Annotated in this window: 11 protein-coding genes; 6 read left to right on the top strand and 5 right to left on the bottom strand. The window is 47.5% G+C overall.

Annotated features, from left to right (window positions below):
• Nucleotides 1-36 precede the first annotated feature (36 nt).
• The 4 genes from aroE to ribA all read right to left on the bottom strand — a co-directional run bounded on the left by aroE (nucleotide 37) and on the right by ribA (nucleotide 3962).
• On the bottom strand, nucleotides 37-852 hold the full coding sequence (gene aroE, locus HYN46_RS12620) for a shikimate dehydrogenase (RefSeq protein ID WP_114899706.1): 816 nt from the start codon (nucleotides 850-852) through the stop codon (nucleotides 37-39).
• Nucleotides 849-1817, bottom strand: coding sequence for an oxygen-dependent coproporphyrinogen oxidase (hemF, locus tag HYN46_RS12615; protein WP_114899705.1), 969 nt, complete (start codon nucleotides 1815-1817; stop codon nucleotides 849-851). Before hemF ends, aroE begins: the two co-directional genes overlap by 4 nt.
• 71 nt (nucleotides 1818-1888) lie before the next feature.
• Nucleotides 1889-3301 carry an O-antigen ligase family protein gene (locus tag HYN46_RS12610; protein WP_228254946.1) on the bottom strand — a complete coding sequence of 471 codons (1413 nt, stop codon included), beginning with the start codon at nucleotides 3299-3301 and terminating at the stop codon, nucleotides 1889-1891.
• Between the two features lie 37 nt (nucleotides 3302-3338).
• Complete coding sequence (ribA, locus tag HYN46_RS12605) at nucleotides 3339-3962, bottom strand: GTP cyclohydrolase II (RefSeq protein ID WP_114899703.1); 624 nt, start codon at nucleotides 3960-3962, stop codon at nucleotides 3339-3341.
• A gap of 514 nt (nucleotides 3963-4476) precedes the next feature.
• Here ribA and dxs point away from each other — a divergent pair.
• The gene (gene dxs, locus HYN46_RS12600) at nucleotides 4477-6405 is read left to right on the top strand and encodes a 1-deoxy-D-xylulose-5-phosphate synthase (RefSeq protein WP_114899702.1); all 1929 of its coding nucleotides are present in this window, start codon (nucleotides 4477-4479) and stop codon (nucleotides 6403-6405) included.
• Between the two features lie 234 nt (nucleotides 6406-6639).
• Nucleotides 6640-7869: a hypothetical protein gene (locus HYN46_RS12595; protein ID WP_114899701.1), complete on the top strand. Its 1230-nt coding sequence runs from the start codon at nucleotides 6640-6642 to the stop codon at nucleotides 7867-7869.
• A 77-nt stretch (nucleotides 7870-7946) separates the two neighbouring features.
• Here HYN46_RS12595 and HYN46_RS12590 read toward each other — a convergent pair whose 3' ends face one another.
• Nucleotides 7947-10640 (bottom strand): TonB-dependent receptor plug domain-containing protein, encoded by a 2694-nt coding sequence (locus tag HYN46_RS12590; RefSeq protein WP_322887810.1) that lies wholly within the window; start codon nucleotides 10638-10640, stop codon nucleotides 7947-7949.
• 359 nt (nucleotides 10641-10999) lie between these two features.
• Here HYN46_RS12590 and HYN46_RS12585 point away from each other — a divergent pair, with 359 nt between their 5' ends.
• The 4 genes from HYN46_RS12585 (at nucleotide 11000) to HYN46_RS12570 (ending at nucleotide 14046) form a co-directional block, all read left to right on the top strand.
• Nucleotides 11000-11833, top strand: a complete 834-nt coding sequence (locus HYN46_RS12585) for an inositol monophosphatase family protein (RefSeq protein WP_114899700.1) — start codon at nucleotides 11000-11002, stop codon at nucleotides 11831-11833.
• Between the two features lie 188 nt (nucleotides 11834-12021).
• Nucleotides 12022-13068, top strand: a complete 1047-nt coding sequence (locus HYN46_RS12580; RefSeq protein WP_114899699.1) for a GGDEF domain-containing protein — start codon at nucleotides 12022-12024, stop codon at nucleotides 13066-13068.
• Nucleotides 13069-13339: 271 nt separating this feature from the next.
• Nucleotides 13340-13567, top strand: a complete 228-nt coding sequence (locus HYN46_RS12575) for a hypothetical protein (protein ID WP_114899698.1) — start codon at nucleotides 13340-13342, stop codon at nucleotides 13565-13567.
• 218 nt (nucleotides 13568-13785) lie between these two features.
• On the top strand, nucleotides 13786-14046 hold the full coding sequence (locus HYN46_RS12570; protein WP_114900760.1) for a hypothetical protein: 261 nt from the start codon (nucleotides 13786-13788) through the stop codon (nucleotides 14044-14046).
• Nucleotides 14047-14130 lie beyond the last annotated feature (84 nt).

The following is a 14130-nucleotide window of genomic DNA, read 5'->3' as shown; positions in this document are numbered from 1 at the left end:
TGGTTTTTTTATTGTCCATATTTCTTCATACACTGCTTATAGTGCGCTCTCAATGGATGGGCGTACGCCATTCCATACAAAGAAGGCTTCTGCAGCCTGACCGACCAGCATCCCTAAACCATCAGCCGTAGGCACATCTTTCTGTTTGGCATGTTCAATAAAGCTAGACGGCTTGCCGTAAGCCATTTCATACGCGTAATCAAAAGTGAGGGTGTAGGGCAGCGTGATAGCACTACCATCTAAACTGGCGGAGGTCGCGTTAATAATAATGTCGAAGTGACCCGTCAGATCGACCAGTGTGCTGGTACTCAAGGATGTGTTCTGAGCCGATTGTGAAATAAAGGGACTGAGGTCAGCCACCAAGGAGTCCGCACGGCTTTGAGTGCGGTTGGCGATGACGATTTCCAACGCACCCGCTTGAGCGAGGGGGAGAACCACACCACGCGTTGCGCCACCTGCGCCTAAAATCAAAATGCGACTATTATCGAGCGGCCAATTCAATAAATTGAGCGCATTGACGAGACCTGCACCGTCGGTATTGTCGCCATGGATTTGATCTTTTTCCATCCATAAGGTGTTGACGGCATGAGCCGCTTTAGCGCGCTCCGTCAGATGGTTACATAGTAGAAAGGCCTGTTCTTTGAAGGGGACAGTCACATTTAAGCCACTACCACCTTGTGCAAAAAAATCATGAACAGTGTCTGCAAACTGATCCAGCGGTGCCAGAATTTTGTCATAGTGCAGCCGAATGCTCATCTCCCGTCCAAAGGCTTGGTGGATCTCGGGTGAGCGGCTGTGGGCAATCGGGTTACCAATCACGGCGAATTTTTTTATAGAGTTTTGAGCGGTCATGTTGATTGTTGATCCAGTTGCAACCAATTACGGGGTTTTAAAAAATATGACGTCAAACGTGCTTCCGGCGAGTCGATGGCCCATTCTGGGCGATAGTGCCAACTGACGAGGTTGGGCAAGCTGACCAGAATCGATTCAATTCGGCCACCCGTTTGTAAGCCGAATAAGGTGCCGCGATCATACACCAAGTTGTATTCTACGTAACGACCGCGTCTATAAAGTTGAAACTCACGTTCTGATTCACTGTATGGGGTCTGCCTGCGTTTTTGCACAATGGGTAGGTAAGCATTTAAGAAACCATGACCAACCGCTTGCATGAATTCAAAGCAACGTTCAAAGCCCCATACATTCAGATCGTCATAAAAAAGACCGCCAATCCCGCGCTGTTCATCTCGATGTTTGAGATAAAAATATTGGTCACACCACGCTTTATACTCAGGATAAACTGCCTCCCCGAACGGTGCGCAGACTTCAAAGGCATGCTGATGCCACGCGACACAATCTTCAAGTACGGGATAGTAGGGGGTCAGATCGAAGCCACCCCCCATCCACCATACGGGTTCCATTCCCTCTTTTTGAGCAATAAACAGACGAATATTAGCGTGGGTCGTGGGGACATGCGGATTCTTCGGGTGAATAACGATAGAGAGTCCCAATGCTTGTGCTGTTGCACCCTCAATCTGGGGGTGACGTGCTGTCGCAGACGCGGGGAGATGCTTCACGTCAATGTGTGAAAACATCACGCCCCCTTTTTCAATCACATCGCCGCCTTGTAAGACGCAGGAGCGCCCACCGCCACCTTCTGGACGTTGCCATTCATCAGCGACAAAGCGTGCGCTGCCACCGCCCAGTTGTTCTTCGGTTTCTAATCCTTGACATATGCGACTTTGTAGGTCGAGTAAAAATGTACGAACACGATCAATATCAGAAGATGTTGGAGCAGCATTTAAATCTTGAGGATTCATCGTATCTCTCTAAAGCGGTTAAGAATATATATGCAATTGCTATCTCTATAGCATCATGACGAATACTTTTTTTAAGGGTCGATGACGGGCGCAATATGTTGTTTTTCAAGGTGTAATGCCCGACCAAATTGCCAGAACCGTGGTGCATTTTCGTTATCGACACTGATGCAGTGGATACAGACCAAGTCGTGGCCATGAATGACCAGCATCGCAACTATGGCCCAAGCTGTGACGATCTTAAAGCTTCGTTGCCAAATTTGAAAGTGTGATGCAATAGACTTTTTATCAGAGTTTGATGCAGTCGAGGTTTGATGCGTGTTCGGTAGTAAAGAGATCAACCATGCTACAGACCATAACCCTAGCATCTGGCTGAGCGGATAGACCAGTACGCCTGAAACCATGGCATCGATACAGACTGCGGCCACGGCAGCGAGGGCAAAGGCAGGTAAGGTTTGCCGATGACGGAGTATGTTCAGCATGATGGGTAAGAACAGAACCAGGGTCAATAGTCCAGCGAATCCCCATTCACTGATCCATTGCAAGAGTAAATTATGTGGGTGAGCATTGAGTAGCCAAGGTTTGGCTAGTGCAAAATGATCACCGCCTGCACCTAGTACCGGATGGGCCTGCCAAAGGTCGAGCGCCTTTTGCCATAGCAGGGTACGCTGGGAGCTATCGGTGCGCATGACACTGACCGCAAAATCTGCGGGAAGAAGTCGGACGAGGAGAGCGTAGATCAAGCCGGATGCCACCAGCGTGAAAAGGGGTAAGCGTAATGATGACCATTGGTCACGACGCAATAATCCAATCAGACCTAAACCCATGATGATGGTAAGCAGTCCAGCCCGCGCGCCATCCATCCAGAAAGCGATCAAATATAAGATCGAAATGGCGGAGAGCGCAAAGGTTAGTGCAACATTAAAAAAGTGTGTTTTAGTGGGCTGGTAGGCAAGCCATGCAGGACGTTGCCAGAGTAAAAATAAGCACGGCAGTAAAGCATCATCCAGCATGCGAATATTACTAAAGGATTGATGCCACACCGACTCTAGATGAGTAAATACCGCAGTGATGATACTGATGGGTAAAAATATCACGGTGAGCAATGGCAGTAGTGCTAATGTCGCTGCAATCTGAGGTGCAAGCGCAGGGGCGCGTTTCATGAGCATGGCTTGTGCCCATATTCCCGCCAGCAGCAATGTATAGAGTGCAGCATCGGCGAGTGCGCGTTCAGGGTATTGCGCCTGTGACACGGTCATGATGATGAGCGCAAAGGTCATCAGAATGCCGATGGAAAGCAGACGATGGGTCTGAGGTGTGAGTATCGATTTTTTAGGAAGTGTACTAAAAAGCGCAAAACCAGAGAGCAACAGTAGGATGACGACTTGAGTCAGACGCCATTCATCATAAGGCACTTGTACCCAGGATGATGACAGCCCTGAAAAGGCTAAAAAGGCCAATAGAGGAGTGCCCCAGAGCAAGAGCACGGACAATCCTTTGTCCTCAGACTTGGCTGTTTCGCCCCTAAGCTTTGATGTGGCGCATACGTTTTTGTTTGGTCTCAATATAGGCAGCATTGTGCGGATTCTCGCCGACGTGTAATGGAGTCCGCTCGACGACATCTAATCCAAGCGCAACTAAGGCTTCGATTTTAGCTGGATTATTGGTAATGAGATTAACTTTTTGTACATTCAGGAAATTTAGCATCACCTGACACATTTCATAGGTGCGTGCATCAGCGGGCAGACCCAGCATCAGGTTGGCATCCAGTGTGTCATGGCCTTGATCTTGCAATGCATAAGCACGGATCTTGTTCGGTAGCCCAATACCACGCCCTTCCTGACGCAAATAGAGGAGTGCGCCACGTCCTTTTTTGGCAAGTAGCGCTAGCGTTGAATTAAGCTGGGGGCCACAGTCGCAGCGTAATGATCCAAACGCATCACCGGTTAGGCACTCCGAATGCAAGCGAACTAAGGTTGGGATACTGGTACTGATTGCAGCATCAGAGGGCGCGACTGATGGATCGACAACGAGTCCGATAGACAGTGCGATATGCTCTTGACCAGATTCAGGATCTTGAAAAACTGAAATATCAAATAATCCATGCTTGGTCGGCAGTTTGGATGCAGCAACGAACTCTACTGGCATTACGTGCTCTGTCATACGTTAAAGGGTTAATATTATAGCCTAGCTTTAGACCGCTTGGTGCGATCCCACTATGTGGCTTAGTAACAATGTCATTTAAGTTTTTCTGTTTGTTTGATAAAACAAAAGGAATGTATAGACGACATGTCAGATCTGTCATAAGACGGACTTATCATTAATCGGGCTGAGGTCTGCGAATTTCAAGTCGTTTTTTATCCGTGGATTTGTTAGGCGATGGGGATCTGCTGGTGAATCGATGGGCATAAGTCTGCTTTAATGCATTATTTTGGATGACAAATGTGCAATTGATCTGAAATCGTGCATTGTTTTAGATTCCAAGGCATGCTTTTGCATCTTGTGACTAGGTCATTTTGCGCGAGAGTGATACGATTCGACTTTAGATTGGCAGTTTTAGCAATTGCTGTGATACAAACGGTGACTTTGAATGATTACTCTTATAGACAAAGCATTGGTTTAGCAAATATTTTTAACTAAGCTTCCGGCATATCTTAACGCTATGATGTATACCCAAATTCCAGAGCTGCGCCCCGATACGCCGTTATTAGACGCTATTGATGCCCCTGAGCAGCTGAAAAACCTCGATTTAGCCGAGCTACAGACGTTGGCGGCGGAACTTCGCGCCTATATTCTCTATGCCGCAGGGCAAAGTGGCGGACACTTTGGTGCCAATCTGGGGGTGATTGAACTGACTGTGGCGCTGCATCGTATTTTGGATACGCCACGTGATCGTTTGGTCTGGGATGTCGGTCATCAGGCTTATCCGCACAAAGTGCTGACGGGTCGCCGTGAACGGTTACCGACCATTCGCAGTAAAAATGGTTTGGCGGCATTTCCAGCGCGTGATGAATCTGAATTTGATACCTTTGGGGTGGGCCACTCATCTACCTCGATATCCGCCGCACTCGGTATGTCGCTGGCGCTGCGCTATCAGCAGCAGCAGGCGCGTGTTGCCTGCGTGATTGGCGATGGTGCGATGACGGCAGGTATGGCATTTGAGGCCATGAATGATGCTGTTCAGCATCAAGCCGATTTATTGGTCGTACTGAACGACAATGATATGTCGATTTCAGGCAGTGTCGGAGGACTTGCACACCATCTGTCTGGTTTATGGCAAAACGGACTCTATGTCCATGTTCATGATGACGGCACACCTGAAGTGCGCCAGCGCCCGAATTGGGATTTTCGCGCGCGTAAACCGACATCAGATCATTTTAAAGTTAACACCGATAATTTGTTCAAAGCTATTGGTTTTGAGTATTTCGGTCCAGTTGATGGCCATGACTTGCCTGAACTGCTGCGTGTGCTCAATGCGCTAAAAGACCGTAAAGGTTGTCGTTTATTGCATGTCTATACCACCAAAGGCAAAGGCTTTACTCCTGCTGAGCAAGACCAGATTGGTTACCATGCCATTGCCAAACTGGGCGCCAATAAGCTCGGTGCGGTTAGCACCAAATATGCTTCGCATAAGCCGGTCAAATATTCTGATGTTTTTGGTCAGTTTCTCTGCGATCAGGCGGCATTGGATTCGCGCCTTCTTGCGATCACTCCTGCCATGTGTGAAGGTTCAGGCATGGTTGAGTTTGCCAAGCGCTACCCAGATCGATTCTTTGATGTGGCGATTGCCGAGCAACATGCCCTGACACTTGCGGCTGGTATGGCGTGTGAAGGCATCAAACCTGTGGTTGCCATTTACTCCACCTTCTTACAGCGCGGCTATGACCAGTTGATTCATGATATCTGTTTACAGAATCTGGACGTTACCTTTGGTATCGATCGTGCGGGTTTGGTCGGAGAAGATGGTGCTACGCATGCGGGTACATTTGACTATGCTTTCATGCGCACATTACCGAATCTGGTGATCATGGCGCCAAAAGATGAAAATGAATGCCGACAAATGCTCCATACCGCCTATCAGCATCCGGGTCCAGCCGCAGTGCGCTATCCGCGCGGAGCTGGTGTAGGCAGCAAAATTGAAGAGACATTTACCGCACTCCCTATAGGCAAGGCTGAGGTATTAGCAACGTTTAATGTGGATCATCCTCAGCAAATTGCGTTCCTAGCCTTTGGTAGCCGGACAACGGTGACGCTTGAAGCAGCGGCACAATTGGCCGAGACCGGTCTGGGCATCACCGTGGTGAATATGCGCTTCATCAAACCGCTGGATACTGCGCTTCTTGAACAACTTGCGCAAACCCATCAGGCTTTTGTCACGGTTGAAGAGCATGCGGTGATGGCTGGTGCGGGTAGTGCGGTCAATGAAGCATTGCATCAGATGCTGATCATTAAGCCTGTCCTAAATTTAGGGCTGTCCGATCGTTTCCTTGCTCATGGTGAACATGGGGAGATGCTAAAAGAAGAAGGCTTGGATGCCGCAGGGATTAGCCGTTCAGTCAGTGCTTTTTTAAGTAAGCTTGCGGCTCTTTAATAGGTGACGATTAACATACCTGACCTAACTTCTAGCGTATGTGAAGCACTGATCAAACAACAACGAGCTTGAAGGTTTCGGATGTCGTTTGATCAGTTTTTTGCACGATACGTGATGTAAAATCTTTGAAACAATTCATTTGCAAGATTCACAGCAAGCCGACAAAAAAAGCTTCAATTTTGACTCATTATCTTATACATTCGTAGTTGAGTTTTAACGATTGGAGCGTGTCAAATGACTGATTCAAGAGTAGACGATTCGACCCCCCTCGGCACTAAAACTGACACGACAGGAGCACCATCTCAAAAGACTGATTTCATAGATGATCTAATCAGTGGTCACGATATCCAAATGCATCACAGCGCAAATGAGGGTCACAGCCCGCCTCATTTAGATGCACAAGTTTCCCTTCCAATCGACACCATCCAACCTCAAACCTCTCAACACGCACTACAAGTTTTACCCAACACATCCGCTCTAACCGCGCATCCTTTGCCGCTAATTGTGCCTGAGCAGATACCTTTACCCGTTCCACCTGTTTATTCCAGTACGCATTTGACTATTTCAGAGCTTGCGGCTTCTTTAACCACTTATCCGCTCGCCCGTAGACATCAGAGTAATACGTTACATGCCAAGACTCCTGCGGTATTGACCACGGCAAGTACTGATCAAGGTATTGTGTATGAGTGGGATTTCTGGCGCCCTCATTCACAGTATCTCTCTGATGTGTTGTCAGAACCTGAACACCATATTCCACATTATCGCCGGAGCCTGATGGAAAGCTGTGGATTGGTGGCAGCAGTGCTTGCACACTATGATTTGTTGCATGTGTCTGAGGTGACGTTTTATGCCTTTAGTGCAATGGTCGAGGGTGAAGTGCAGTACCGGTATCAGCCGCAAAACCACCCGATGCAGTACCAACCTGCGCATCAGCAACAGAGCTTGTACTATCCGGCCTTTGAAATTCCAGATGTTGAGGCATTGAGCAGCTTGCTCCATGCATATTTTGATGAGCAGGTATTGCCAACTGAGCTTGAGTTTGCGGGTCAAGGGGATATTGTGGGTGTGGGACGTTTTGAAAATCCATTCTCCTTTACCTATGAGGTGTTTGAGAGCTTTGAGCGGATTCGCCTACAAACCCGCAGTACGGCTTGGCTGACCTGTGATTTGAATGCGATGCCACAAATGGCGCTCTATGCCGCAAATGGTTGGCGGCTTGAGAACGCGATGACCGATTTGGTGTTCTTTTTGGGGCAGCAAGGTTTCCAACTGGAGCAGAATCAACGTGAGAAAACCGCGTTTAATGATGACTATGCGTTGAATCTGGCCAGTAATGCTACGCGTTATGCCGATTGGGATGGTGACTATCTCGTGAATCGATCGACACTGGAACCAGAAAGTGATCAATTGCTGGATGTCGTGAACTTGTTTGGTCTTAACGTCGACTATGCAGAACCTGTCTAGCAAGTCTTTTTTTAAATTCCCAACAAAAAGCCCACGTATTACGTGGGCTTTTTATGGTGTCTACATATGCGTGAACCTTAGAAGTGGTAATTAAACTCCAGCCAGCCTTGACGACCAAACGGGGAGTAATTGCCCACCGGGTAATAAGGCCAGCCGCCAGTGTCGTCGCGTTTGATGGTGTTGAAGACATTGTTCACGATCAGAGAGACTGTGGCTTTCGGAGTGACTTTGTAGCTTGCGCTCCAGTTAACGGTTACACCCGGTTTAAGGTAGCCTGTTTGTTCACCATTAGGAATTTTACCATTGCGGCTCAGCAATACCGTTGAGGAGACTTTATCCTGATTCCAGGTCAGACTGGTATTGAGCTTATTCGGCCAGTCAGTATTGGTGAGGTCAGCCAAGTAGTTATCTTTTGGATCGTCGCCTGACTGCTGATAGGTATGGCGTACCACTTGGGTATAGTTAGTGGTCCATAAGAAGTTGCCAAAGTCCTCGCTGTCCCAGCGCAGTTTGCCGACCAAATCGACGCCTGCCACATGTTCTCTAGCGGCATTGATCGGAATGATATTGATGTGATTGATCACGCCCGCATCAACAACCGCATTATCAGGATTACGCACGACACGAGAGATGGCATCTTGACAGAGGCTGGAGTTGATGTCGCGAATCCCGCTGCGGCAATCTGCTTCATTACGCAGGATTTTATCCGCGTCGAGATTGGTGACCAAATTGTTGATGGTGATATCCCAGTAGTCTACGGACAGGTCAAATTTCTTGGTCGGTGACCAGACAAAGCCAAAACCAAATGATTTGCCGTCCTCAGGTTTCAAAGCCTGATTGCCCGTCAGAGTATAGTTAGCACCTGGGGACATGTTGTTGAAATCACAGGTACTCAAGGGTTGTCCAGCTTGTTTACAGCGCCAGTAATCGGTTGTATTTGAATAGTAGCCATGCTGTTCTTTGAGATATAGATAATTCATGTCGGGTGCGCGGAAGCTTGATGCATAGTTACCGCGAAACAACAGGCTCTTCATGGGACGGAATTCAAAGCTGCTGCCGTAGGTGAATTTATCGATGCTGCTGTCGGAGAGGGCGTAGCGGTCATAACGTCCTGAAAAGTTTACATTGAGGAGTGATGAAACAGGGATGAATAGTTCAGTACCGACAGCTTGACGCGTGCGGGTTCCGCCATAACTGCTGGTTTTCGAAGCATTATAAAAAGCCCCTTGATTGATCAGCGCATCAGGGGTGTTGGAAAAGCCTTGGCGACCGTACTCTGCTACTCCTGCTAATTTCACCGCACCGGCAGGAAGATCAAATAACTCGCCGTTGGCTGATGCGCTGATGGTGTGTAGCCATGATTTATCGCGTTCAATCGAGCGTCCTGAAATACTTTGGAATTCAGTGGGCGACAAAGGTTGACTCAAGCGGTTCACGTTGGGGTTGTAGATTGGCACACCATCGGGATCAACGCCCAGTTGCGGGCCGAGGAAGTAAGTATCGATACCTGAGAGTAGGCGACCATAGACGCTGGCTTTGCTGGTGTAGGTCGAGCCACTATAAGCGGTTTCATATTTCCAAGTCGAATCACCGATATCACCACGCACGCCAAAGTTCACATTCGCCGAGGTATCATCCCATTCTTTATTGGTGTGATCGACACCGCCCACTTCTTCAGGGGCAAAGCGTTTGGTCCACGACTCATATCCGCCCGTGGCTTGGTTCAGGAAGTAGCCCGTTGAATTTGCCGCCGAGGTCCAACTGGGTCCACGGGTGTTGTTTTCCGTGTGGTTGAAACCGAACAAGAGATTACCAAAGAGTTGAGTATGTTCATTCAAGGTGTAGTCCAGACTAAAGTAACCGTTTTCACTTTGATTGAGCGTTTGTACGGTCCAGAAGTCTGGGCTGGCCTTACCACTCACACAGCGGTTGCCAATGCTGCTGACACTACCGCCAAATAATCCTGCTGCAGAATTACAACCGCCCAAATTGAGATATTTGCCTGACTCTGCGTCTTTACGCCCCAACACCACAGTCGGTGCTTCACCGAGGCGAGTACGGTCCGACATGAAATCGCGTTGACGTGCCCAAATGGGATTGCGTCCACTCACTTCAAGACCATAGACCAGATTGAGATCATCCCATGTCTTGCCACCGCTGAGTTGGAAACGTAGATTTTCGCCACCATGACTGGTGCCACCACCTTTGACATTGACTTCAACCCCGTCAAATTTCTTCTTAAGGATGATGTTGACCACCCCAGCAATAGCATCTGATCCGTAAATTGCGGAAGCACCGCCATTTAATATCTCAATGCGATCCACCATGGCTGTGGGAATGTTGGCCAGATTGACGAAGTTTTCAGAACCATCATAAGGCACTGGGTAGTCGGCAACGCGGTGTCCATCGATCAAGGTCAGGGTGTGGTTTGGCCCCAGACCGCGCAGGCTGATGGCATTTGCCGCAGGGGTAAAGGTGTTGCCGAAGTCGGCGCCTTGGGTGAAGCCAGTATTTTGGGTCAGACCATTTAAGGCATCAAATGCATTGCTGTAGCCTTTCTTTTCCAGTTCAGCACTGGTGATGACCGTGACACTGGTTGCCCCTTCTTTTTGCGCACGCGAAATCCGCGATCCAGTGACCGTGACTTGTTGGGGAGCGTCTGCAGTCGTACTGCTGTCTGCGGCATAACCCTGTGTAGACAGTGAAGCCAGTGCGAGTGCTAGCGCTGACAGGGGAAATGTGTAGCGAGATGGTGTGAATTGTTGAGGCATTACATAAACCATGTCTAAATTTGTAAACGCAAAATTTAGCATGCTTGACCGTTTTTACTTTCAGTAAAAAATGACAACGATATTCATTTTTTAACTAAAAGGTCAAATGTGGACTGTCTAGTTAAAGTTGTTGTCGTGCTCATGAATGTTGAAGCGGATTTTGATTTTTGATTGCTCATCAGGAGGAGATGATCGCCTTTAAATGTATTGAATACATCTCGGATATGGCGAGGTGTAGGAAAACCGCCTTTTTTTTATTGGAGAGCATGCTTTTTTAGCGCTTTTCTAGCCCTAGGTGTAGAAGATACGTTAGAATACCCGACTTATTATAGACAAGCCTTATTAAAGAGTGACGGTACATGGAACCAATGGTGGTGATGGCGACGCGCGCAGCGCAATTGGTCGGCAGCGAAATTCTTAAGGCGCATCAAAACCGCCATAAAATTGATCTTCAAGTGGAGAGCAAAGGCTCTGCAGGTATGACGACCTTAGTGACGCGTGTCGATCGTTATGCAGAGAGTTTACTCATCAGCACTTTGCGTAAAAGCTATCCAACGCATAGTTTTTTAGGTGAAGAAGAGGGCTTTCAAGAAGGTTCAGAGCCTGAATGGTGCTGGATCATTGATCCTTTAGATGGTACGACAAACTTTGTGAACGGTTTGCCGCATTTTTGCATCTCAATCGCTGTGCAGTATAAAGGCGTGACCGAACATGGTGTCATCTATGATCCGGTGCGTGATGAGATGTTCAGTGCGAGCCGTGGACGTGGTGCATTGTTGAATCAGCGACGCCTGCGTGTTTCTGAACAAGTCAGCCTTGAACATGCCAATCTTGCTGTCGGTCACCCGTATCGTGCAGAACGGGGTGGTGTGGTGAAAAGTTTTGCAAAAGAGCATTTTGCATCACTGCTTGCAGTGACCGAAGCAGGTGCACAAATACGTCGTTGTGGTTCTGCCGCATTAGACCTTGCCTATGTGGCTGCGGGTCGTTATGACGGTTTCTTCGAACTCGGTTTGAAGAGCTGGGACATCGCTGCAGGTGAGCTATTGGTTCGTGAAGCTGGCGGTACTGTGGTGGACGCTAAAGGAGGTTCTGACTTCCTAAATAATGGTCAGGTTTTTGCTTGCCCATTGAAATTGTTGAAACCTTTGATGCAAGCGGTTGTTCCTGCTTGGGGTGATGCTGTTCGTTAAGAGCATTTTTTCATTACTGATGCATGTGCGTTGACCACAATAGTAGGTCAGCGCTTAGATCGTTAAATGTTGTAGATCAAGGCTTGTTCAAGGAAGTAACTTTAGATCTGATTCTGCTTTTAAAGCCATTTGAACAGATGATCACCTTAAACATCAGACATTTTATTTTTTTCATTGTGACTTAACTCATGTTGTCTCGTCCTGCAGCTTTAATCTCTCCCAATATCTATCGTCGCCTGGCTCAGCAGCAGTTTTCGGGTCTACTGATTCGATTGCTGGCGCTGGTCGTCTTTGGCTGGACCATGCAGTGGGAGCTGATTCCGCTGGGGCAATGGCATATCGCTGCGTTGACAAAATGGTTGATGAACTCTTTTACACTGGTTTGTCTTGCTTATAGTCTGGCGAGCGCAGCACTGTTTATCTGTCAAATGATCTGGGTCAACAAGCGTGAAGTGTTTGTCGCCTCCAGTATCTGCGATACGATACTTGTGGTGTGTTTATTAGCGCTTTTCCCTGGCGTTGCTCTGGTTGGTTTTAGCGTTGCTGTTGCTGCGATGCTGGCGATGCTACAAGGCTTAAACGGACGCTTTATCCTCAGTCAGAGTTTGATTTTAGGGGTGTGTGCTTTAGTTGTCGCTCATTTTTCGGGTGTCTTGGCAAGCAGTGTGCCGATGCCGATCCATGCGCTGCAAGCGTTATTGGTGCTGTTTGCTTTGCTTGGTGCTTGGCGTTTTGAGAAAACCGGGCATGAGCAATCGGATATTGAAACCGATTTGAACCCAATTAGTGGTTTGCCTCGTTTGAAAGCGTTACACACCAGCCTCCATTACTTGCTGCCTTATCATCAGCGCAATAAGATTCCCGTCAGCTTGATCATGATTCGTGCCGAAGGCCGCGTGCATCATGTGCAAACCATGCAGACCTTTGCTGCATCGGTTTTGGGACGAATTCGCCGCAGTGATGTTTTCGTACAGTTAGATGATCAGGATCTAGTGATCTTGCTGTGCGATACCTCTGTATCGGGTGCCAGCGTATTAGCCAAAGATCTGGTCAAGATTTTGGAGTCTTTAAAAGCCTTGCAATTAACGTTTGCCGTGAGTCAGATTTCACTCGATCATGCCGCGATTGATCCCTTGCTGAGACGAATGCATGACTCCCTTGAACAGGCGAAACAGCAGAAAACAGACCGAATTATCTTTGTTACTGAGGAAAAACAAGAGCATATTAGCTTATAGTACATTTTTATCGCTATTTGATATTTGATTTTAATGCTTTGATTTTAATAAGCATTATTTTTGTTTGTTTCTGTAAGAATTGATACTTAAAAAAATTTTATGAAACAACAGTGGTTTTTCACAAAAACCAATGCTAAGATCATATCACCATTTAGTCTGTCCTGAGAGCTCTTGCGCCTACGGTTTGATATTGTAGGTATTAATAGCAAAAAAAGTGCAGATTAACAGTTGGTTTTTAAATCCCCCTTTTTTTATCTGTGAGAGTGATGCTATGCAACTCAAAAAAATCGCAATCGCTGCTGCTATTGCTGCTTCTGTAGCTATCGTTGGTTGCCAAAAGAAAGCTGAAGAAACAACAACTACAACTACAACTGAAGCGTCTGCTCCAGCTGTAACTGAAGCTTCTGCACCAGCTTCTACTGTAGCACCAGCTTCTGAAGCAACTGCAACTGCACCAGCTTCTGAAACTACTACAACTACTACTACAACTGCATCTTAATCGATCCTTTGTATAGTGTTGAAAAAAGGGAAGCTTCGGCTTCCTTTTTTTGTGCCTGCGATTTGAGTTCATCTCCTGAACAGGATGTCTATTCATATTCATGAGTGTGATTGATCAAATAGCGAGGCGTTGTATTACAAGGATGGTGTGTGATTGTCACAGGATGTGCTATCGTTTTGTTTGCCCTTTTTAAATCTGTGAGAGACACTGCTATGCCAATTCAATTGAAAAACATCGCCATCGCTGCTGCAATTGCATCGACACTTGCTGTTGTGGGTTGTCAAAAACATGAAGAACAAAAAGCGCAAGATTCCGCTGCTGCCACCGCAGATAGTGCTGCACAAGCTGCGCAAGCTGCGACTGATGCTGCGACTGCAGCTGTGCCTGCAGCTGATGCTGCTGCGGATGCGAGTGCTGCTGCAAGCAGTGCTGCTGCAACAGCTCCTGCTCCAACTGAAGCGGCTAAAACAGCGTCTTAATTGCCGCTTGTTTAAAAAAGGAAGCCATGAGCTTCCTTTTTTTATGATTTAATTGAGGCTACATGGAACATAAATGTTTTACAG

The organism is Aquirhabdus parva, assembly GCF_003351745.1.
Lineage (GTDB): Bacteria > Pseudomonadota > Gammaproteobacteria > Pseudomonadales > Moraxellaceae > Aquirhabdus > Aquirhabdus parva.
This window is presented reverse-complemented; position numbering and strand designations above follow the sequence as displayed.

Excerpts from the sequence above, each read along its gene's own strand:
- aroE (WP_114899706.1), bottom strand. The coding sequence starts at position 852 with ATGACCGCTCAAAACTCTATAAAAAAATTCGCCGTGATTGGTAACCCG.
- ribA (WP_114899703.1), bottom strand. The coding sequence starts at position 3,962 with ATGCCAGTAGAGTTCGTTGCTGCATCCAAACTGCCGACCAAGCATGGA.
- HYN46_RS12590 (WP_322887810.1), bottom strand. The coding sequence starts at position 10,640 with ATGCCTCAACAATTCACACCATCTCGCTACACATTTCCCCTGTCAGCG.
- HYN46_RS12580 (WP_114899699.1), top strand. The coding sequence starts at position 12,022 with ATGTTGTCTCGTCCTGCAGCTTTAATCTCTCCCAATATCTATCGTCGC.
- dxs (WP_114899702.1), top strand. The coding sequence starts at position 4,477 with ATGATGTATACCCAAATTCCAGAGCTGCGCCCCGATACGCCGTTATTA.
- HYN46_RS12585 (WP_114899700.1), top strand. The coding sequence starts at position 11,000 with ATGGAACCAATGGTGGTGATGGCGACGCGCGCAGCGCAATTGGTCGGC.
- hemF (WP_114899705.1), bottom strand. The coding sequence starts at position 1,817 with ATGAATCCTCAAGATTTAAATGCTGCTCCAACATCTTCTGATATTGAT.
- HYN46_RS12595 (WP_114899701.1), top strand. The coding sequence starts at position 6,640 with ATGACTGATTCAAGAGTAGACGATTCGACCCCCCTCGGCACTAAAACT.
- HYN46_RS12575 (WP_114899698.1), top strand. The coding sequence starts at position 13,340 with ATGCAACTCAAAAAAATCGCAATCGCTGCTGCTATTGCTGCTTCTGTA.